The sequence below is a fragment of the Brevibacterium luteolum genome (assembly GCF_013004595.1).
Classification (GTDB): Bacteria; Actinomycetota; Actinomycetes; order Actinomycetales; family Brevibacteriaceae; genus Brevibacterium; species Brevibacterium luteolum.
The window spans coordinates 373956-394691 of record NZ_JABEMC010000003.1; the positions used below are offsets into that span (position 1 = coordinate 373956).

General features: G+C 67.6%; 19 protein-coding genes. 7 read left to right on the forward strand and 12 right to left on the reverse strand.

From position 1 onward, the window contains the following. Positions 1-3 precede the first annotated feature (3 nt). Positions 4-1602, reverse strand: a complete 1599-nt coding sequence (locus HLA91_RS07240) for an ABC-F family ATP-binding cassette domain-containing protein (RefSeq protein ID WP_170274129.1) — start codon at positions 1600-1602, stop codon at positions 4-6. Then, complete coding sequence (locus HLA91_RS14195; protein ID WP_102160189.1) at positions 1599-2279, reverse strand: ribonuclease H family protein; 681 nt, start codon at positions 2277-2279, stop codon at positions 1599-1601. The genes HLA91_RS07240 and HLA91_RS14195 overlap by 4 nt, the downstream gene beginning before the upstream one ends. 79 nt (positions 2280-2358) lie before the next feature. On the opposite strand from HLA91_RS14195, the gene ypfJ reads away from it, so the two are divergent. Beyond that, positions 2359-3270 (forward strand): KPN_02809 family neutral zinc metallopeptidase, encoded by a 912-nt coding sequence (gene ypfJ / locus HLA91_RS07250; protein WP_170274130.1) that lies wholly within the window; start codon positions 2359-2361, stop codon positions 3268-3270. A gap of 66 nt (positions 3271-3336) precedes the next feature. Here the strand turns inward: ypfJ and HLA91_RS07255 are convergent, their stop codons facing one another. From HLA91_RS07255 to HLA91_RS07290, 8 genes are read right to left on the reverse strand one after another with little or no spacing between them, the layout of a single operon-like run. Then, positions 3337-3672: a metal-sulfur cluster assembly factor gene (locus HLA91_RS07255; RefSeq protein ID WP_102160193.1), complete on the reverse strand. Its 336-nt coding sequence runs from the start codon at positions 3670-3672 to the stop codon at positions 3337-3339. Positions 3673-3702: 30 nt separating this feature from the next. Then, complete coding sequence (sufU, locus tag HLA91_RS07260; RefSeq protein WP_170274131.1) at positions 3703-4179, reverse strand: Fe-S cluster assembly sulfur transfer protein SufU; 477 nt, start codon at positions 4177-4179, stop codon at positions 3703-3705. 16 nt (positions 4180-4195) lie between these two features. Continuing rightward, the gene (locus HLA91_RS07265; RefSeq protein WP_170274132.1) at positions 4196-5467 is read right to left on the reverse strand and encodes a SufS family cysteine desulfurase; all 1272 of its coding nucleotides are present in this window, start codon (positions 5465-5467) and stop codon (positions 4196-4198) included. Positions 5468-5484: 17 nt separating this feature from the next. Further along, positions 5485-6243, reverse strand: coding sequence for a Fe-S cluster assembly ATPase SufC (gene sufC, locus HLA91_RS07270; protein ID WP_170274133.1), 759 nt, complete (start codon positions 6241-6243; stop codon positions 5485-5487). Positions 6244-6279: 36 nt separating this feature from the next. Then, a complete protein-coding gene (locus tag HLA91_RS07275) occupies positions 6280-6606 on the reverse strand; it encodes a non-heme iron oxygenase ferredoxin subunit (RefSeq protein WP_170274134.1) in 327 nt (108 codons plus the stop codon). Continuing rightward, positions 6603-7754, reverse strand: a complete 1152-nt coding sequence (gene sufD / locus HLA91_RS07280) for a Fe-S cluster assembly protein SufD (RefSeq protein ID WP_170274135.1) — start codon at positions 7752-7754, stop codon at positions 6603-6605. The genes HLA91_RS07275 and sufD overlap by 4 nt, the downstream gene beginning before the upstream one ends. Before the next feature lie 54 nt (positions 7755-7808). Beyond that, positions 7809-9245, reverse strand: coding sequence for a Fe-S cluster assembly protein SufB (gene sufB / locus HLA91_RS07285; protein WP_102160206.1), 1437 nt, complete (start codon positions 9243-9245; stop codon positions 7809-7811). Continuing rightward, positions 9242-9982, reverse strand: a complete 741-nt coding sequence (locus tag HLA91_RS07290; protein ID WP_170274136.1) for a helix-turn-helix transcriptional regulator — start codon at positions 9980-9982, stop codon at positions 9242-9244. The genes sufB and HLA91_RS07290 overlap by 4 nt, the downstream gene beginning before the upstream one ends. A gap of 132 nt (positions 9983-10114) precedes the next feature. Here HLA91_RS07290 and HLA91_RS07295 point away from each other — a divergent pair, with 132 nt between their 5' ends. The 3 genes from HLA91_RS07295 to HLA91_RS07305 are packed head-to-tail and all read left to right on the forward strand — an operon-like array spanning position 10115 to position 12876. After that, a complete protein-coding gene (locus tag HLA91_RS07295) occupies positions 10115-11056 on the forward strand; it encodes an ABC transporter ATP-binding protein (protein ID WP_257994987.1) in 942 nt (313 codons plus the stop codon). Beyond that, a complete protein-coding gene (locus tag HLA91_RS07300; RefSeq protein WP_338076731.1) occupies positions 11053-11853 on the forward strand; it encodes an ABC transporter permease in 801 nt (266 codons plus the stop codon). Before HLA91_RS07295 ends, HLA91_RS07300 begins: the two co-directional genes overlap by 4 nt. 12 nt (positions 11854-11865) lie before the next feature. Next, positions 11866-12876, forward strand: coding sequence for a COX15/CtaA family protein (locus HLA91_RS07305; RefSeq protein ID WP_239557043.1), 1011 nt, complete (start codon positions 11866-11868; stop codon positions 12874-12876). Here the strand turns inward: HLA91_RS07305 and HLA91_RS07310 are convergent. Together HLA91_RS07310 and HLA91_RS07315 are read right to left on the reverse strand one after the other, a co-directional pair. Beyond that, positions 12848-14464 carry a CHAD domain-containing protein gene (locus tag HLA91_RS07310; protein ID WP_170274137.1) on the reverse strand — a complete coding sequence of 539 codons (1617 nt, stop codon included), beginning with the start codon at positions 14462-14464 and terminating at the stop codon, positions 12848-12850. The genes HLA91_RS07305 and HLA91_RS07310 overlap by 29 nt on opposite strands. A gap of 130 nt (positions 14465-14594) precedes the next feature. Beyond that, positions 14595-15527: a heme o synthase gene (locus HLA91_RS07315; RefSeq protein WP_257995016.1), complete on the reverse strand. Its 933-nt coding sequence runs from the start codon at positions 15525-15527 to the stop codon at positions 14595-14597. 342 nt (positions 15528-15869) lie between these two features. On the opposite strand from HLA91_RS07315, the gene tkt reads away from it, so the two are divergent. The 3 genes from tkt to HLA91_RS07330 are packed head-to-tail and all read left to right on the forward strand — an operon-like array spanning position 15870 to position 20673. Next, entirely contained in the window at positions 15870-17948 is a 2079-nt protein-coding gene (tkt, locus tag HLA91_RS07320) for a transketolase (RefSeq protein ID WP_170274138.1), read from the forward strand. Next, positions 17948-19057, forward strand: a complete 1110-nt coding sequence (tal, locus tag HLA91_RS07325) for a transaldolase (RefSeq protein WP_170274139.1) — start codon at positions 17948-17950, stop codon at positions 19055-19057. The genes tkt and tal overlap by 1 nt, the downstream gene beginning before the upstream one ends. Then, positions 19054-20673 carry a glucose-6-phosphate isomerase gene (locus HLA91_RS07330; RefSeq protein WP_170274140.1) on the forward strand — a complete coding sequence of 540 codons (1620 nt, stop codon included), beginning with the start codon at positions 19054-19056 and terminating at the stop codon, positions 20671-20673. Before tal ends, HLA91_RS07330 begins: the two co-directional genes overlap by 4 nt. Positions 20674-20736 lie beyond the last annotated feature (63 nt).

Consider the following 20736-nt stretch of genomic DNA (forward strand, 5'->3'; position numbering starts at 1 on the left):
GCCTCAGGCGAGGGTGACGAGGTCGAGGTACTCGGCGCTCCAGTGGTCCTCGTCGCCGTCGGGCAGCAGGAGCACCCGGTCGGGATTCAGCGCTTCGACCGCGCCGACGTCGTGGGTGACGAGCACGATCGCGCCCTCATAGCGGCGGATCGCTGAGAGGATCTCCTCGCGGCTGGCCGGATCGAGGTTGTTCGTCGGCTCATCGAGCAGCAGCACGTTCGCGCTCGACACGACGAGGGTGGCCAGCGCCAGGCGGGTCTTCTCACCACCGGAGAGAACGCCGGCCGGCTTGTAGACGTCGTCGCCGGAGAACAGGAACGAGCCGAGCACATTGCGCACCGCCGTGTCATCGAGGTGATCGGCGTGGGCGACCATGTTCTCCAGCACGGTCTTGTTGACATCGAGGGTTTCGTGCTCCTGGGCGTAGTAGCCGAGCTTGAGGCCGTGGCCGGCGATGACCTCACCGGAGTCCGGCTTCTCAAGCCCGGCCAGCAGGGTCAGCAGGGTCGTCTTGCCGGCACCGTTGAAGCCGAGCACGACGACCCGTGAGCCGCGGTCGATGGCCAGGTCGACGCCGGTGAACACCTCGGTCGATCCGTAGCTCTTCGACAGTCCCTCAGCCGTCAGCGGCACCCTGCCGCAGGCAGTCGGTGCCGGGAAGCGCAGATGCGCGACCTTCTCCGATTGGCGTTCGGACTCCAGACCCGAGAGCATCCGCTCGGCGCGCTTGGCCATCTGCTGGGCGGCGACGGCCTTCGTGGCCTTGGCTCGCATCTTGTCGGCCTGCGCGGACAGTGCCGCGGCTTTCTTCTCGACATTGGCCCGTTCGCGGCGCCGGCGCCGCTCATCGGCTTCGCGCTGCTTGAGGTACTGCTGGTAGGTCATCGAGTAGATGTCGATGCACTGCCGGGTGGCGTCGAGGAAGAAGACGGTGTTGACGACTTCGTCGATGAGGTCGAGGTCGTGGGAGATGATGATGAGCCCACCGGAGTACGTTTTGAGGTAGCCGCGCAGCCAGGCGACCGATTCGGCGTCGAGGTGGTTGGTCGGCTCGTCGAGGATCATCGTGTCCGGTGCCTCGAAGAGGATCCGGGCGAGTTCGACGCGGCGGCGCTGACCGCCCGAGAGTGTCTGCAGCCCCTGGCGGATGGTGGACTCTTCGAGCCCGAGGTTCGCGGCGATGCTCAGCGCCTCCGATTCGGCGGCGTACCCGCCGGCGGCGATGAATTCGGCTTCGATGCGCGGGTACTTCTCAATCGCCTTGGACATGACATCGGGGTCCGGATCCGACATCTGCGCTTCGGCTTTGCGCATCCGGCGGGCGATGACGTCGAGTTCGCGGGCGGCGAGGATCCGCTCGATGGCGGTGGCCTTCGGATTGCCGGTGCGCGGGTCCTGCGGCAGGTATCCGACGGTGCCGGTGCGTGAGACGGTGCCGGCGCTGGGCTGCACTTCGTCCATGAGCACCTTCGTCAGGGTGGTTTTGCCAGCGCCGTTGCGGCCGACGAGGCCGACACGGTCGCCCTTGTCGACCCGGAAACTCACCTCGGTCATGAGCGTGCGGGCACCGACCATCACCTCAAGATCGTGCACGGAGATCATCGCGTGTCCTCTCCGTAGGCTGCTTCGGCGCCTGAGCGGATGAGCCGGGCGAGTTCGTCCTGCGGGCTGCGCTCGGCTGCCCGGGCGGCGGCGACGATGCGGTCAGCGAGATCGCGCTCGAGCTCACATGAGACCTGGACGGTCGCAGGCGCGGCGGCCACCGCCTCGGGAGCGGCAGGCGCAGTATCAGGGGCAGCCGGTGACTTACGTGCGGCACCGGTGAAGCCGGGGCCGGTGGGCACGGGCGTGTCGTCTTTATACGCAGCAGCGGCAGCTCGGGCGCGCTCGTCGGCGGCATCGTTGAGGGTGTGGTTGCTGTGACCTTTGACCCATTCGAACTCGACACTCCGGCCAGCCAGCGCGGCGTCGAGGGCCTCCATGAGGTCGCGGTTCTGCACGTCCTTGCCGTCGGCCTTCTTCCAGCCGCGGCGCTTCCAGTTCGGCATCCACTTCGTCACCGAGTTGATGACGTACTGGCTGTCGCACAGGATGTGCAGCGGCGTGTCGGCATCCGCAGTTGCGTTGAGGATCTCGATGACCGCCTGCAGCTCACCGCGATTGTTCGTCGCCTTCTTCCAGCCGCCGGCGTCCCAGCAGTCGTCGTCGATGTACCAGGCCCAGCCAGCGGGCCCAGGGTTGCCGAGGGCGGAACCGTCGACGGCGACAGTGATCGTCACGTATGTGTCCTTCCGAAATTGCTGGTCAGGCCAGAAAGCGCCTATTCCCGGCGCGCGATGCCCACACTATGCTACTGCCATGACCTTCAATCCCGGCAGTCAGCTCGACACCTCCCAGGTCTCCCGCCGCTCCGGCGGCGGCATGGGCGGTCCCATCAAGGTCGGCGGTGGCATCGGCTCGATCGCCGTGCTCATCCTCGGCGTCATTCTCTTCGGCCCCGGGTTCATCAACCAGGGCCTCGGCGAGGGCTCTAGTTACGACTACTCGCAGGTCGGTGAGCAGGACGGCGGACAGTCACTGGCCGAGCAGTGCCAGACCGGTGAGGACGCCAACCGCAACATCGAGTGCCGTGTCGTGGGCACCGTGAATTCGCTCAACACCTATTGGGGCGGCGGCGCCTCCCGGCTCGGGGTGCGGTATCACCGGCCCGAGGTGGTACTGACGTCTGGTTCGTGGCAGACCGGCTGCGGCGCGGCCAGTTCGGCGATGGGCCCGTTCTACTGCCCGGCTGATGAGACAGCCTACTTCGACGTCGGGTTCTTCGACCAGCTGCGCAGCCAGTACGGCGCCGGTCAGGGTCCGCTGGCTGAGGAGTATGTCATCGCCCATGAGTTCGGCCACCACATCCAGCGCCTGACCGGTGACATCAACCGTGCCCAGCAGGGTGACACCGGCCCGCAGTCCTCGGCGGTGCGCCTGGAGCTGCAGGCCGACTGCTATGCCGGAGTGTGGGCGTCGAATGCCTCGAAGACGAAGGACGCCGGGACTGGTGAACCGTACCTGCAGCCGCTGACGGCCTCGGACATCCGCTCGGCGGTCTCGGCTGCCGAGGCGGTTGGCGATGACCGGATCCAACAGAAGGCGCAGGGCCGGGTGACACCGGAGAACTTCACACACGGGTCCTCCGAACAGCGCGAGACCTGGTTCATGCACGGGTATGAGGACGGCGATCCCGCCGCGTGCGATACGTTCTCCGCTGGCCGGATCTGATCAGCCCAGAAATGGGGGCCGGTGAGCAGTCTGACTGCTCACCGGCCCCTTTTGCGTGTGGTGGGCTCAGATGTTGAAGCCGAGGGCGCGCATCTGCTCCTTGCCGTCCTCGGTGATGCGCTCGGGGCCCCATGGCGGCATCCACACCCAGTTGATGCGGTAGGCCGGCACGATGCCCTCGAGCTGCTGGGCGCACTGGTCCTCGATGACGTCGGTCAGCGGGCAGGCCGCCGAGGTCAGGGTCATCTCGACGACGGCAGTGCCGTCGTCCTCAACGGACGCGCCGTAGACGAGTCCCAGGTCGACGATGTTGACGCCGAGCTCCGGGTCGACGACGTCCATGAGCGCGTCGATGACCTCTTCGGGTGTGGCGTTAGTCGGTTGGTCGATCACTTCAGGCATAGTGTCCTCCTCGTACTGTCAGCATACGGGTCAGCGGCCCTCGGCGGCCGCCTGCGCCTGCACGAAGGCATCCTTGAATGCCATCCAGGCCAGCAGCGCGCACTTGATGCGCGCAGGAAACTTCGAGACTCCCTCGAACGCGGCAGCATCGCCGAGCAGCTCCTCGTCGGCGTGCCCGCGCCCACGGGAGTGCATGAGCTCGTGGAAGCTGGCTTCCACCTCGGCGAACCGGTCCGGTGCCAGCTCGTCGAGCATCTCGGCCAGCACTGAGGCCGAGGCCATCGAAATCGAGCAGCCGGCGCCGTCCCAGCGCATGTGCAGGCTCTCGGCGGCAGGGTCGTAGAGCGCCTCGACGGTGATCTCGTCTCCGCAGGTCGGGTTGACCTGGTGGGAGGAGCCGAACAGTGCGTCGCCGTTCTCGGGTGCGCCGGTCAGCGGCAGATTGCCGCAGCGGCGCTTGGCGTGGTCGAGAATGACCTCTTGGTACAGCTGCTGCAGATCGCTCATGGTGTCCTCGCTTCTCTCATGCCAGTCCGAAGAAGGGCCGCACCTCTGCCAGCGCTGCCAGGAAGGCATCGCAGTCGGCCTCCGTGGTGAAGACCGAAGCGCTGGCCCGGGTAGTGGCGGTCAGGCCGTAGCGGCGGTGCAGCGGCTGGGCGCAGTGGTGGCCGACGCGCACGGCGATGCCGCGGCTGTCGAGCACCTGGCCGACGTCGTGGGCGTGCACGCCGTCGACGTCGAAGGACACCGCAGCGATGCTCGCCTCGTCAGCTGGCGGGCCGATCCGCCGGATTCCCGGGATCTGGGCAATGCCGTCGATGAGCCGGGCGGCGATCTGCGCCTCGTGGGCGGCGAGCTCTTCCATGCCGTAGTAGCCGAGGAAGTCGACTGCGGCATGCAGGCCGACGATCTCGGCGATCGGCTGGGTGCCGGCTTCGAACCGCTGCGGGGCGGGCATGAACGCAGCCGATTCCATGTCGACGGTCGTGATCATCGAGCCGCCGGTGATGACCGGCGGGAGAGCGTTGAGCAGCTCAGAGCGGCCGTAGAGTGCGCCGATGCCGGTGGGTCCCAGCATCTTGTGACCGGAGAAGGCTGCGAAGTCGACGTCGAGGTCGTGCAGGTTGACCGGCAGGTGCGGCACCGACTGGCAGGCATCGAGCACCGTGTAGGCGCCGACGGCGCGGGCGCGCTCGCCGAGCCGCTCGACGGGATTGATGGTGCCGAGCACGTTCGAGACGTGGGTGAAGGCCAGCACCTTCGTCGTCTCATCGACGATGGTGTCGAGCTCAGTGAGGTCGAGCTGGCCGTCGTCGGTCAGCGGCAGCCAGCGCAGCTGGGCGCCGGTGAGCGCTGCGGTCTGCTGCCACGGGATGAGGTTGGCGTGGTGCTCCATCTCGGTCACGACGATCGAGTCGCCGGGACCGAGCCGGAAGCGCTGCGCTTCTGCTCCCCCGAGCCCTGCTGAGGCATGCGCCATGCCGAGGGCGACGACGTTGAGCGCCTCCGTGGCGTTCTTCGTCCAGCACACCTCGTCGGCGGCGGCCCCGACGAAGGCCGCCACCGCCTCGCGCCCGGCCTCGAACGCATCAGTGGCTTCGACGGCCAGCTGATGCGCACCCCGGTGCACCGCGGCGTTGCGCCGCTGGTAGAACTCATCGATCGCATCGATGACCTGGCGCGGCTTCTGCGCGGTGGCACCGGAGTCGAGATACACCAGCCGCTGCCCGCCGACTTCCCGATCGAGGATCGGGAAGTCGTTGCGGATGCGGTCGATGTCAGCAGGGCGGAGCATTGAGGTGAGCGTGGTGATCAGGCGTCCTGCAGGGCGAGGCGGTCGTAACCCTCGTTCTCGAGGCGCTCGGCCAGCTCCGGTCCGCCGGACTCAGCCACGCGGCCGTTGTAGAGCACGTGCACGCGATCCGGGGTGATGTACTGCAGGATGCGGGTGTAGTGGGTGATGAGCATGATGCCGACATCGGTCTTCTCCTTGGCGCGGTTGACACCCTCGGAGACGATGCGCAGGGCGTCGACGTCGAGGCCGGAGTCGGTCTCGTCGAGGATCGCGAAGCGCGGCTTGAGCATCTCCATCTGGAGGATCTCGTGGCGCTTCTTCTCACCACCGGAGAAGCCCTCGTTGACGTTGCGGGCGGCGAACGCCGGGTCGACGCGCAGGTCCTTCATCGCGCCGGAGAGCTCCTTGGTCCAGGTGCGCAGCTTCGGGGCCTCGCCGTCGATGGCGGTCTTGGCCGAGCGCAGGAAGTTCGTCACGGTCACGCCGGGAACCTCGACGGGGTACTGCATGGCCAGGAACAGGCCGGCGCGGGCGCGCTCGTCCGGGGACATCTCGGTGATGTCCTCTCCGTCGAGGGTGACGGTGCCGGAGGTGATCTCGTACTTCGGGTGGCCGGCCAGGGCGTAGGCCAGGGTCGACTTGCCCGAGCCGTTGGGGCCCATGATCGCGTGGGTCTCGTTGGAGTTGAGCCCCAGGTCGACGCCCTTGAGGATCTCCTTGGGGCCGGATTCGGTCTGGACGCTGACGTGCAGGTCGCGGATGGAAAGAGTTGCCATGGTTTCAGTCCTTTGGTGTTGTTCGTTCGGTGAGGATCAGTTGGCCGCTGCCGGGGTGAGGTCGACGTAGACGACGCCGTCGCGCTCTTCGCACGGATACACGGCGACCGGTTCGGAGGCCGGCGGGGTCAGCGGCTGTCCGGTGGTCAGTGAGAAGGCGGAGCCGTGCAGCCAGCACTCGATCGAGCAGTCCATGATCTCCCCTTCGGCGAGTGAGACCTCGCCGTGGGTGCACAGGTCGTCGATCGCGTGGACGGTGCCGTCCTCGGTGCGGGCGATGCAGATCTCGCGTTCGTCGATGACGACGCGCAGCGCTTCGCCGGCCGGGACAGCACTGGCCTTGCACGCTTCGTGCAGACTCACATCATGCTCCGCGACAGCTCGTCCTCGATCTGCTCGGTGAGGACTTCCTCGATCTCGGGCACGCGGATCTGCTGGATGACCTCGTTGAAGAAGCCACGCACCACCAGGCGTCGGGCGACGGTCTCCGGGATGCCGCGGCTCATGAGGTAGAACAGGTGCTCCTCATCGAAGCGACCAGTCGACGATGCGTGGCCGGCGCCTTCGATGTCACCGGTCTCGATCTCCAGGTTCGGCACCGAATCGGCTCGTGCGCCCTCGGTGAGGATGAGGTTGCGGTTGAGCTCGTAGGTGTCGATGCCCAGGGCCTCGGGACGGATGAGCACATCGCCGATCCACACGCTGTGTGCGTCGGTGCCCTGCAGCGCGCCCTTGTACAGCACGTTGGAGGTCGCCTTCGGCGTGTTGTGGTCGATGTAGGTGCGGTGCTCCAGGTGCTGGCCGGCGTCGGCGAAGTACAGGCCGAGCAGCTCGGCCTCGCCGCCGGGGCCGTCGTAGCGGACGTTGGAGTTCAGGCGCACGATGTCTCCGCCAAGCGAGATGGCGATGTGCTTGAACTGAGCGTCCTTGCCGACGAGCGCGTCGTGCTGGCCGAGGTGGACCGATCCGTCCTCCCACAGCTGGATGGAAGCGAAGGTGACCTCTGCACCCTCACCGATGAGCAGCGAGACGAGCTCGGAGTAGCGGGCCTTGCCCTCGTGTTCGACGACGATGGTGGCCTTGGCGTTGGCGCCGACGGTGACGACGACGTGGCCGTGGACGGTCTGGCCTTCCACGCCGTCAGCGTGGATGATGACCGGTTTGTCGAGCTCGGCGCCGGCGGGCACATCGTAGTGAAGCACGCCGGGTGCCTGGTTCGCGGCGATCGCAGCCGGGCGATCCTCAGGCTCGAGCACGCCCATCGTGCGGGCGGCCTCCAGGTCGATGACCTCCTGGGTGACCCCTGCCGGCAGATCCTGGCTGAGGTTGAGCGACTGGCCGGTGCCGGCGTCGTCGAGGAGGTCGGTGAGCTTGCGCACCGGGGTGAAGCGCCATTCCTCTTCCCGTCCGGTGATCTGCGGGAAGTCGGCGACTGAGAAGCTGCGGGTCCGTTCACTGCGGGATTTCGCCGGAACCTGGACCTCGCTCGGGTTCTCAAGAGTCTGTGTCATTGAGTGTTCTCTCCTGTGTGAGACGTGGGTGCCTGGATGGGTGCGGTGGCTCGATCAGCCGACCGCGCCCTCCATCTGCAGCTCGATGAGGCGGTTGAGCTCGAGGGCGTACTCCATCGGCAGCTCACGGGCGATCGGCTCGACGAAGCCGCGCACGATCATCGCCATCGCCTCGGTCTCGTCGAGGCCGCGGCTCATGAGGTAGAACAGCTGATCCTCGCTGACCTTGGAGACGGTGGCCTCGTGGCCGAGGGAGACATCGTCTTCGCGGATGTCGATGTAGGGGTAGGTGTCCGAGCGTGAGATGTTGTCGACGAGCAGGGCGTCGCACAGCACGGTGTTCGATGAGCCCTTGGCCTTCGGGTGGACGTGCACGAGGCCGCGGTAGCCGGCGCGGCCGCCGTTGCGGGCCACGGACTTCGACACGATCGACGAGTGGGTGTTCGGTGCGGCGTGGACCATCTTGGCACCGGTGTCCTGGTGCTGGCCGCCGCCGGCGAACGCCACCGACAGGGTCTCACCGCGGGCGTGCTGGCCGGTCAGCCAGATCGCCGGGTACTTCATGGTGACCTTCGAGCCGATGTTGCCGTCGACCCATTCCATCGTCGCGCCCTCTTCGGCGATCGCACGCTTGGTGACGAGGTTGTACACGTTGTTCGACCAGTTCTGGATGGTCGTGTAGCGCACGCGGGCGTCCTTCTTCGCGATGATCTCGACGACAGCCGAGTGCAGCGAGTCGGACTTGTAGATCGGTGCGGTGCAGCCCTCGACGTAGTGCACGTAGGAGCCTTCGTCGGCGATGATGAGGGTGCGCTCGAACTGACCCATGTTCTCGGTGTTGATCCGGAAGTAGGCCTGCAGCGGGATCTCGACGTGGACGCCCTTGGGCACGTAGATGAACGACCCGCCGGACCACACTGCGGTGTTGAGGGCCGAGAACTTGTTGTCGCCGGCCGGGATGACCGAGCCGAAGTACTCTTCGAAGATCTCCGGGTGCTCGCGCAGGCCGGTGTCGGTGTCGAGGAAGATGACGCCCTGGCGCTCCAGCTCCTCGTTGATCTTGTGGTAGACGACCTCGGACTCGTACTGGGCGGCCACGCCTGCCACCAGGCGCTGCTTCTCAGCCTCGGGGATGCCGAGGCGGTCGTAGGTGTTCTTGATGTCCTCGGGCAGGTCCTCCCAGGACTGCACCTGACCTTCGGTGGAGCGGACGAAGTACTTGATGTCGTCGAAGTTGATGTCGGTGAGGTCAGCGCCCCAGTGCGGCATCGGCTTCTTGTCGAACAGGCGCAGGGCCTTGAGGCGGCGGTTGAGCATCCACTCCGGCTCCTCCTTCAGAGCCGAGATCCGGCGGACGACCTCTTCGCTCAGGCCGCGTTCGGCGGTGGCGCCGGCATCGTTCTCATCGTGCCAGCCGTAGGCGTAGTTGCCGATGTCGTGAAGCTCAGGATTGGCCTCAAGAATCGGGTTGGTCTCGGTGGTGTCAGTCACCTTGAGCCTCCTTGTGTGCGATCGTTCTGGTCGATCAACGGGCGGTTGACGACAGAGGTGGGAATGTGGGTCGTGCAGACGTGGCCTCCGCCGGCCAGTGTCGACAGGCGGCGGACGTCGACCCCGAGGTAGTCGGAGAACATCTCGAGTTCCTGTTCGCAGAACTCGGGGTAGGCCTCGGCGACGTTCTGGATCGGGCAGTGTCCCTGGCACAGCTGCATCGCCTCCAGCGGGGTGCCGACGGCCACCGGGGTGGCCGAGGCGGCGAATCCCTCGGCGGAGAGCGCTTGGGCCAGTTCGCGGGAGCGGCTGGGAATCGTCTCGGCGTTCTGCGACAGCCTCGAGCGCAGACGCGCCCGCAGCCCTTCGACGTATTCGGCGGCGTACTCGGCGACTGCCTCACGGCCGTCCTTGCGGGCGAGGAAGTCGAGCACGTCGACGGCGAGGTCGTCGTAGCTGTGGCTGATCTCAGCGTGGCCTTCGGCGGTCACCACGTACTGGCGTGCCGGCCGGCCACGGCCGATCTTCGTCCCGGCCAGGTCGCGGACCTCGACGAGGCCCTCATCAGCCAGGGCGTCGAGGTGCCGGCGGATCGCGGCGGCGGTGAGATCCATGGACTTCGCCACCGCTGAGGCGCTGACGGGCCCCTGGTCGAGGACAGAGGCCAGCACCCGGTGCCGGGTTTTGACGTCTTCGTGTGTGCGCGACTTGCGCTGTGGAGCATGCTGGGCAGCCATGAGTTTCACCCCGCTTTCCGCCGACGATACCAGTGACTCTGCTTTAGACAACAGTATTGTGTTCTAAATTGTTCCATGTAAACAAAGGGCACCCTAAAGTGTCGGCTCTCGGGCACGGCTACGATGGTACGCGTGTCTGACACCCCTGCATCGCCTGCACCGCTCACCATCGACGGCCTGGCCTTCTCCTACCGCACCGGCCAGCGCGCCGTCGACGAGGTCTCCCTGCGTGCCGATGCCGGGACCGTCCACGCGATCCTCGGACCCAACGGCGCGGGGAAGTCGACGACCATCGCCTGTGCCGTCGGACTGCACCGGCCGAGTGCCGGCACGGTGCGCATCTTCGGCCGCGATCCCGTCGCCGAACACACCTTCACCGCAGGGCTGACCGGCGTCATGCTCCAAGACGGCGGCCTGCCGATGGCCGCCCGCCCGCTGGCGGTGCTCACGCACCTCTCACGCCTGTACGCCTCCCCTCTCGACGTCACAGAGCTTGCCGAGCGGCTGGGCATCACCTCGTTTTCCGACCGGTCGATCCGGCGCCTATCCGGAGGGCAGCGCCAGCGCGTCGGGCTGGCCGCAGCCCTCATCGGCCGGCCGCGCCTGCTGTTCCTCGACGAGCCGACCGCCGGCCTCGACCCGCAGGCCGCGCTCGTCGTCCACGAAGTCATCGACGAGCAGCGCCGAGCCGGTGCCTGCGTCGTCCTCACCACTCACGACATGGACGACGCCCAGCAGCTGGCCGATGAGATCACCATCATCGACCACGGCCGCGTCATCGCCGCCGGCACACCGCGTCAGCTCATGAACGGCGGCGGCAACCGGATGCTGCGCATCGTCACCGAGACTCCCCTGCCTGCTGAGGTGCGCTGCGGACTCGCAGCCCACGGCACCGTCGACCAGGCTCCCGGGGATACAGCGACCACGCTGCTGCGCGGGGACATCACACCTGCCGACCTCGCTGCGATCACCAGGCTGCTGGCAGACCACGATGTCGCCTGCGAGGAGTTCGCCGTCACCGGCCGCACCCTCAACGACGTCTTCCTCGACCTGACCGGAAGGAGCCTGCGGTGACCGATCCGACACCCCAGACCACCACCTCGGGCGCGGTGACGACCGCCTCGGGCCCGGCACCGGCCAGCGCGCGGGTCCGGGCGCAGGCTGCTTTCGAGATCCGCACGTTCCTGCAGAACGGTGAACAGCTGCTCGTCTCGATCATCCTGCCAGCGATCATCCTCTTCGGCCTGGCGACCACCTCGATCCTCGAGGCGCTCGGCGTCGACCTGGGCGGCCGCCGGCCTGTCGACGTCGCCACCGCCGGGGTGCTGAGCCTGGCGATCGGCTCAAGTGCGTTCACCGGGCAGGCGATCGCCACCGCTTTCGACCGCCGCTATGGGGTGCTGCGGCAGCTGGCGACCACTCCCCTGGGTGTGCGCGGGCTCATCGCCGGGAAATTCATCGCCACCTGCTGCGTCGTCGTCATCCAGTTCGTCCTCATCGCCGTGCTCGCACTCGTGCTCGGCTTCGACAGCGGTGTGCACATCCTCGGTGTTGTGCTCACCGCGTTCCTCGGCACGGCGATGTTCCTCGTGTGGGGACTCGTCATGGCCGGAACCATCCGCGCGGAGGCGACTCTGGCGCTGGCGAACCTGCTGTGGGTGCTCATGGCCTCACTCGGCGGGCTGCTGCTCACTCACCCCGGCACCTGGGGTGCGATCGTGTCCTGGCTGCCCTCCGGGGCCCTGGGCGATGCGATGCGCACGGCCGTGCTCACCAGCGGTATCGACGTCACCGCGCTGGCGGTCATGGCCGCCTGGACACTCGTGGGTATTGTCACAGGGGTCCGGTTCTTCTCCTTCGATGCCAAATGAGATAATCGGCACATGACCGCCACGACCTCACAGCCGGCGGCAGAGCGCACCAGCTTCGCCTCCCGGTTCATGCCCCGCCAGCCCAACCGATTCATCCGCGCCGTTGCGTGGATCATGCTGCTGGCCCAGTCCGGGATCATCATGACCGGCGGCACGGTCAGGCTCACCGGCTCCGGGCTCGGCTGCCCGACGTGGCCGCGCTGCACCGAGGACTCGCTGACGAACACCCCGGAGATGGGCATCCACGGTTACATCGAGTTCGGCAACCGGGTGCTGGCGATCTTCCTCGGCCTGTACTGCATCTTCACCCTCATCGCGGTGTGGCGGATGCGCCGAACCCGCCCGGAGATCTTCTGGTCGGTCATCGCTCTTGCCCTCATCGTCGTCTCGCAGGCGGTCGTCGGCGGCATCAGCGTGCGCATGCAGCTCAATCCGTGGATCGTCGCCAGCCACTTCGTGCCCTCGGCGATCGCCGTGGCGATCTCAGCGTTCATGCTCAGGCGCACCGGTGATGCCGGCCGGCCGGCGACACCGCTGGGCACACCCGGTCTGTGGATGATCGGCTGGGTGATCGGCGGGCTCACCGCCCTCGTCGTCATCCTCGGAGTGCTCGTCACCGGTGCCGGCCCGCATGCCGGCGATGCGCTCAGCGCCCGCAACGGCTTCGACACCGTCATCATCTCCCGCCTCCACGCGATCCCGGTCTGGATCCTCGTGGCGGCCACGATCGCAGCCGTGCTCATGGCCCGTCGCCAGGGCCTGACCTTCCCGGCCAAGGCCTTCACGGTGCTGCTCGTCATCGAACTCGCCCAGGGCGTCATCGGCTACATCCAGTACTTCACCGGCCTGCCCGAGCTGCTCGTCGCAGCCCACCTGCTCGGCGTGTGCTTCATGGTCGCCGCCACAACAGTCGCCGTCGACTCCCTCTACCGCCGCCCAGCACTCCGCGACGCCGAGCCTGCGGCACCGGCTGCCGAGAACCGGGACGCAGCGCTCACAGCTTCGTCTCGAATGCCCTCTTGAGCACCCGGTCGGCGTCCTTGAGCGATGCCTCCGTGTGGTGCAGCTGAGTGCCGAACAGCACCCCATAGGTGAATGACGGATGCCCGTCCTCCTCGGCCCGGCGCCCCAGCTGCTGGATCCATTCGCGGGCGACGGCGGCGTCGTTGAGCTCACCGTAGTGCTCGGTGACCGCCTCCCACGCCTCAGCCGCCTCGGCGGCAGGCTTGCCGAGTGCCAGTGACAGCGCCTCGCAGACGTAGCGGACGACCTTGGCCTTCTTGCGCACTTCGTGCCGGTGGACGAGCTGCTCCGCGCCCGAGGTGGTGCGCACCTTGCGCTGCTGTCGGCGCACCTTGGCGATCGCCTCGTCGAGCATCGGCCGATACGCCTTGCCGGTCGGTGCGGTCGCGTCCCAGCCGGGGTTGAACGGCGGGTCCTCCAGCCAGTGCTGGAGGGAGGCGAGCAGCTTGCGGTAGCGCGCTGTCGACAGGGTGCGCTTGACGTTGGAGACCGATTTGCGGTGATGGGCGGTGAGCATCTGCGTCATCTGCTCGGCCACCCCGTCGGTGATCGCCTCGGCAGGCAGGTCGTCGAGAAGGCGCGGGAGCCGTTCGAGCTGCACTTCGGCATCGCGGGCGTAGCCGAGCCGGGTGGCGAACCATTTGAGCTCCTCGCGCAGCCGGGTGACGGAGTTGGCGTCGAAGAGCGGGGCGAAGGTCTTGAGGATGCTGCGCAGCCGCCGGGAGGCCACCCGGGCCTTGTGCACGGCATCCGGGGCGTCGACGGCGACGTCCTGCTCGCGGTGCTGCAGCACGCCGATGTGCTCGGCCATCGCGGCGAGCACCGTCTCGACCAGCGGTGACTTGCGGGTCAGCGTCCGCTTGGCTGCCAGCTGGGGCGCTGTGCCGAGCGCGCGGGCGAGCTTCGAGGGGGCCTCAGCCGGTTCGATGCCGGCTGCGGTGAAGACCTCGGCGATCCCGTCGAGCAGCGCCTGCCCAGTGCCGGCCTCGACGAGCTCGACTTCGAGTTCGCGCCACTCAGACCGGGCTGCGGCCACACCCGGGCGGGCGAAGCGCACGGCGGTGACGTGATCGTCGCTGAGCTCAGCCACAGCCGGGTCGCCGGCGCGTTCGGCCAGCAGCGTGGTGGTGCGGGCGGTGCTGAGCAGGGCGACCGGGATGAGCGGCACCTGCCCGACTTCCTCACGGACCACGGCGAGCAGTTCGGCAGGCACGCGGAGCTCGTCGCCGTCGGACAGGTCCACGTGCATCTCGGTGCGGGCGCTGCCGGCCGGCAGCTTGAGGTGCCAGCCGGCATCCGTGCCGCCGGTGCGCCGGCGCAGGGTGAGCTTCGCGCGCGAGAGCTGGAAGTCCGGGGAGTCGAAGTACACGGCATCAAGCTGCATCGACTCCCCGCCGACCTCATGTGCCAGGCCGGAGAGGTCGGGGATCGGCTGCTCGGGAGCCGGGGCGAACTTCAGCTCCTCTTCGGTCGCGACGCTGACCCGTTCGGACTCTGCAGCGGCGACCACCGCCTCGGCGGCGGGGCCAGCGGCGGCGTCAGACTCGGCGACATCGGAATCGGCAGGGGAACCAGCGTGCTCGCTCACAGACTCTCCAGTGCTCGTTGCGCCGCAGCGTCGGGGTTCGGTGCGGTCGGTGCTTGAAGTATATCGGCCCCCGGACACGACTCAGGCCCGGCATCGGAGCCGGACCTGAGATGAGAGCTGGAGTGGTGCGTCAGCCGAAGAACGGGTTGAAGAACGGGTCGACGGCGACGGCGAGGAACAGCACCGACAGGTAGGTGATCGAGCCGTGGAAGACCTTCATGGCGCGCAGCTGGGTGCCGGAGAAGCCCTTCTTCGCTCGCTTGACGAGGGCGTAGCACTGGTACATGAACCAGGCGCCTGCCAGTACAGCGGTGGCGATGTAGATCGGGCCCATCGGGGCGACCGGGATGAGCGCGAGGCTGGCGGCGACCATTGCCCAGCCGTACCAGATGATCTGCCGGCCCACGCTCGTCGGCGGGACCTTCGACGGCAGCATCGGCACGCCGGCGGCGTCGTAGTCGGCCTTGTACTTGATGGCCAGCGGCCAGTAGTGCGGCGGCGTCCAGAAGAACACGACGAGGAACAGGATGAACGGCTCCCAGCTGACCGAACCGGTGACAGCCGACCAGCCGATGAGCACCGGCATGCAGCCGGCGGCGCCGCCCCAGACGATGTTCTGGGTGGTGTGGCGCTTGAGCATGATCGTGTAGAAGACGACGTAGAGCAGGATCGCGGTGGCGGTCAGGCCGGCGGCGACCCAGTTGGTGAAGCCGCCCATCCAGAAGATCGAGCCGATGCCGAGCGCGAAGGCGAAGACGAGCGCCTCACGGGCGGAGACCTCACCGGTGACGAGCGGGCGGTTCTCGGTCCGGTGCATCTTCGCATCGATGTCGCGGTCGAGATAGCAGTTGAAGACGTTCGCCGAGGCGGCGGCAGCAGAACCGCCGATGAGGGTGGTGAGCACGAGCCACAGGCTCGGCAGGCCCTGGGCGGCGAGGAACATCACCGGGGCGGTGGTGACGAGCAGCAACTCGATGATGCGCGGCTTCGTCAGCGCGATGAAGGCCATGAACCGGCTGCGGGGCTTCGACCCACGCGTCGTCTCATCGGCGATCCGCTGCAGCGGCTTCTCCTCAGAGAGGGCGGCACGGTTCTGGTCGGCAGTCACGTCGCTCAAGTCACTTCCTCATTCGAACAGGGGCGAGGCTGTTCAGCTGCGCTTTGGGCGGCTGTCAGCCAACGGACATTATTCTACTCGTCGTCGAGTTAAATTCCACTTCCGCCCGCTGCCGCCGTGTCCGCCTGCTGCCAGACTTCGTGCGTGGTCAGCCGGTGTACGCGCGCGCCGTGTGTGAGGTATCTGTCAGCCGGTGCCGAAAGGGGGCCTGCGCGGTTCCGCGCAGCTCATCTCGGCGGGTAGAGTCGGTGGTGGATTACCGTTGATGAGAAGGATTGATTCACTCACATGAGCTCCCTCCCCTGGTTCGCTGCGGACCGCACTGCAGTTGACACTGCCCGCCTGCTCGCTGCCGATGCCGTGCAGAAGGCCGGCAACGGTCATCCCGGCACGGCGATGAGCCTGGCTCCGGTCGCCTACTACCTCTATCAGCATGCGATGGTCCACGACCCGGCGGACCCGCAGTGGATCGGCCGTGACCGCTTCGTCCTCTCTGCCGGTCACTCCAGCCTGACCCAGTACGTCCAGCTCTACCTCAGCGGCTACGGCCTCGAACTCGGCGATCTCAAGGCGCTGCGCCAGTGGGGCTCCCTGACTCCCGGCCACCCGGAGGTCGGCCACACCGACGGTGTGGAGATCACCACCGGCCCGCTCGGCTCGGGACTGGCCTCCGCAGTCGGCATGGCGATGGCCGCACGCCGCGAACGCGGCCTCTTCGATCCTGACACTGCTGCCGGTGAGTCGGTTTTCGATCACCGCGTCTTCGTCATCGCCGGTGACGGCGACCTGCAGGAGGGCGTGTCTTCAGAGGCATCCTCCCTGGCCGGCACCCAGAACCTCGGCAACCTCATCGTCATCTGGGACGACAACCGCATCTCGATCGAGGACGACACCTCGATCGCCTTCACCGAGGACGTCTCCGCCCGCTACGAGGCCTACGGCTGGCACGTCCAGCACGTCGACTTCCTGAACGACGGTGACTACACCGAGGACATCGACGCCCTGCACGCCGCTGTCGAGGCCGCCAAGGCCGATCCGCGCCCGTCGTTCATCCGCCTGTCGACGATCATCGCCTGGCCGAGCCCGACCGCTCAGGGCACCGGCGCCTCCCACGGCGCGGCCCTCGGCGCTGAGGAGATCGCAGCGACGAAGAAGATCCTCGGCTTCGACCCAGAGGCCGACTTCGCCGTCGACGACGATGTCCTCGCCCATGCCCGCCAGGTCCGCGACCGCGGAGCCGAAGCGCACGCCGATTGGTCGAAGCGCTTCGAGCAGTGGCGCAGCGAGCAGCCCGATCGCGCCGCTCTGCTCGACCGGCTGGTCTCCGGTGAGCTGCCGGAGAACCTGGATGAGCTGTTCCCGGTCTTCGACGCCGATGCCAAGGGTGTGGCCACCCGTGCGGCCTCCGGAAAGGTGCTCAACGCGATCGCCGAGGCACTGCCGGAGCTGTGGGGCGGTTCGGCTGACCTCGCCGGCTCGAACAACACACTCATCAAGGACGCCGCCTCCTTCCTGCCGCCGGAGCGCAGCTCGGAGATGTTCTCAGGCGAGCTCTACGGACGTAACCTGCACTTCGGCATCCGCGAGTTCGCCGCGGGCCTCATCTGCAACGGCATCGCCCTGCACGGCCCGACCCGCCCGTACAACGGCACCTTCCTCGTCTTCTCCGACTACCAGCGCCCGGCCGTCCGCCTGGCCGCACTGCAGCAGGTGCCCAACATCTTCGTGTGGACCCACGACTCGATCGGCCTAGGCGAGGACGGCCCGACCCACCAGCCGGTCGAGCACCTGTCCTCGCTGCGCGCGATCCCCGGCCTCGACGTCGTGCGTCCCGCCGATGCCAACGAGACCGCCGAGGCGTGGAAGCAGATCCTCAAACGCGCTGACGGGCCCTCCGGCCTCGTCCTCACCCGCCAGGCCGTCCCGGTGCTCGACCGCACCGCCCTGGCCCCCGCCTCGGAGACGGCCAAGGGCGGCTACATCCTCAAGGACTGCACCGGCACCCCGGATGTCATCCTGCTCGCCTCCGGCTCGGAGGTCGAGATCGCCCTGGCTGCCGCCGAGACGCTGGCCGAGCAGGGCCGCGCCGTGCGCGTCGTCTCGATGCCGTGCTTCGAATGGTTCGCCGCCCAGGACGAGAACTACCGCAACTCGGTGCTGCCGGCAGAGGTCCACGCGCGGGTCAGCGTCGAGGCCGGTACCGCCCAGAGCTGGCACCAGTTCCTCGGCACCTACGGCCGGGCTGTCTCGCTGGAGCACTTCGGCGCCTCGGCTGACTACAAGCGCCTGTACGAGGAGTTCGGCATCACCGCCGAAGCCGTCGTCGCAGCAGCAGAAGACAGCATCTCAGCAGTGGAAGGACGATGATGACTGATCGACTCGCCCAGCTCAGCCGCGCCGGGGTCTCGGTGTGGCTCGACGACCTGTCCCGCGGCCGGATTACCTCCGGGTCGCTCGGCTCGCTCATCGTCGACAGGAGCGTTGTGGGTGTGACGACGAACCCGACGATCTTCGCCGCCGCGCTGGCCGACGGCGAAGCCTACGATGCGCAAGTCCGCGAGCTTGCTGCCTTCGGCGCCAGTGTCGACGAGGCCATCGATGCGCTCACCTGTCACGACGTTGCGCAGGCCGCCGACATCCTCGCACCGATCTACCGGGCCTCCGGCGGCGTCGACGGACGGGTGTCGATCGAGGTGCCTCCCCTTCTCGCGCACGACACCGAGGGGACCGTCGAGTGTGCGCGCAAGCTGTGGGAGATGATCGACCGGCCGAACATCCTCATCAAGATCCCCGCCACCGAGGAGGGCATGCTCGCCATCGCCCGCACCCTCGGTGAGGGCATCAGCGTCAACGTCACCCTCATCTTCGCTCTCGACCGCTACCGGAAGGTCGTCGAGGCGTTCATCAGCGGTCTCGAACGCGCCCGCGAGGCCGGCCGCGACATCTCCCGCATCCACTCGGTCGCCTCGATCTTCGTCTCCCGCGTCGATTCGGAGATCGACAAGCGCCTCGATGCCATCGGCTCGGAGAAGGCGCTGAGCCTCAAGGGCAAGGCCGGCATCGCGAACTGCCGCCTGGCCTACGAGATCTGCACGCAGCTGTTCGACAGTGAGCGCTGGGACGTCCTCGAGGCTGCCGGTGCGCACCGCCAGCGGCCGCTGTGGGCGTCGACGGGCACCAAGGATCCTGCCTACCCTGACACGCTCTATGTCAGCGAGCTCGTCACCGAGGGTGTGGTCAACACGATGCCGGAGAAGACCCTGGAGGCCTTCGCCGACCATGGTGAGCTGCACGGCGACACGGTCGTCGATCGGCACACCGAGGCCGATGAGCTCTTCGACACGCTGGCGATCATGGGCATCGACTACGCCGAGGTGATGGACGTCCTTGAGCGAGAGGGCCTGGAGAAGTTCGACGCCAGCTGGGCAGAACTCGTCGAGACCGTCACCCAGCAGCTTGAAGGAGCACAGTCATGACACTGTCATTCGGCTATCCCTCCCCCGCCGAATTCGAGGACGAGGTCCGCGATCTCGTCACCGCCCGCACCGCCTCGCGCATCGCCTCCGGTGATGCCACGCTGTGGGGCGACGCCGCCGAGGCGGAGGCCTCCAAGCGGCTGGGCTGGGTGGGCCTGCCGGAATCGTCAGTCGAGCTGCTCGACGAGATCGAGAAGCTGCGCGCCGAGCTCGCCGCCGAGGGCATCGACCATGTCACCCTCTGCGGCATGGGCGGCTCATCGCTGGCCCCTGAGGTCATCTGCGCCACCGCGGGTGTGTTCCTCGAAGTCGTCGACACCACCGATCCCGGCCAGATCGCCGAAGCCATCGGCACGGACCTGCAGCGCAGTGTTGTCGTCGTGGCATCGAAGTCAGGCTCGACGATCGAGACCGAGGCGCAGCGCCGTGCCTTCGCCGAGGCGTTCGAGGCCGCCGGCATTCCAGCCGCCTCCCGCATGGTCGTCGTCACCGATCCCGGATCGCCGCTGGCGCAGCTGGCCGAGCAGGAAGGCTACCGCAAGGTCTTCTACGCTGATCCGCGCGTCGGCGGCCGGTTCTCCGCTCTCAGTGCCTTCGGCCTCGTGCCGGCCGGCCTGGCCGGCGCCGACATCGCCGGACTGCTCGCTGAGGCGCGCGAGATCGCTCCGCAGCTTGAACACGACTCACCGGACAACCCTGCCGTCCAGCTCGGCGCGTTCCTCGGTGTTGCCCACGCCCGGGAGACCGACAAGCTCGTCATCGCCCGCACCACCTCCTCGATCGTTGGTCTGGGCGCCTGGCTGGAGCAGCTGCTGGCCGAATCGACCGGCAAGGACGGCGAGGGCATCCTCCCGGTCGTCGTCGAAGGACCGGACGCACCCGGCTTCTCCGACGCGCGGGCTGATGCGATGCTGCTGTTCGTCGGTGAAGTCACCGGTGAGGCCACTCCCCCGTCGGGCTTCGCCTGTGCGGTCGACTATCCGCTGGGGGCGCAGTTCCTGCTGTGGGAGTACACCACCGCCATCACCGGCTACAGCATCGGCATCAATCCCTTCGACCAGCCCGATGTCGAGGCGGCGAAGGCCAGTGCACGCGCACTGCTGGAATCCGATTCGCCGATCGACAGCGAAGAGCCGCTGTTCACTGTCGGCTCCGTCGAGGTCTACGGCTCACCGCACCTGCTCGAGGGTGTCGACACGCTCGAAGAGGCGCTGCGCGCCCTGGCGGCCGCAGCTGACGAATACGGATACCTGGCAGTCCAGGCCTTCCTCGACCGGATCAGCGACCGGCGTGCCGAGCTCATCCGGCAGGCGGCCGCGCTGCGCACCGGACTGCAGACGACTTTCGGCTACGGGCCGCGCTATCTGCACTCGACGGGCCAGTACCACAAGGGCGGACGCCCCAACGGTGTGTTCCTGCAGATCACCGGCAGCCCACGGGCTGATGTGCTGATTCCGGGCGAATCGTACAGCTTCGGTCAGCTGCAGGCCGCGCAGGCCGCCGGTGACGCCGATGTGCTCACCGATCGCGGCCGGCCGGTGCTGCGTCTGCATCTGCGCGATCGTGCGCAGGGCATCGCTGACATCCTCGCTGCGTTCGGCTTCGAGGACGTGTGAGCCAAGCGCGCTGAGATGGCCGTCTGCTGACGGATGCGAAAACGGTGTGGGGCCGCGGATATC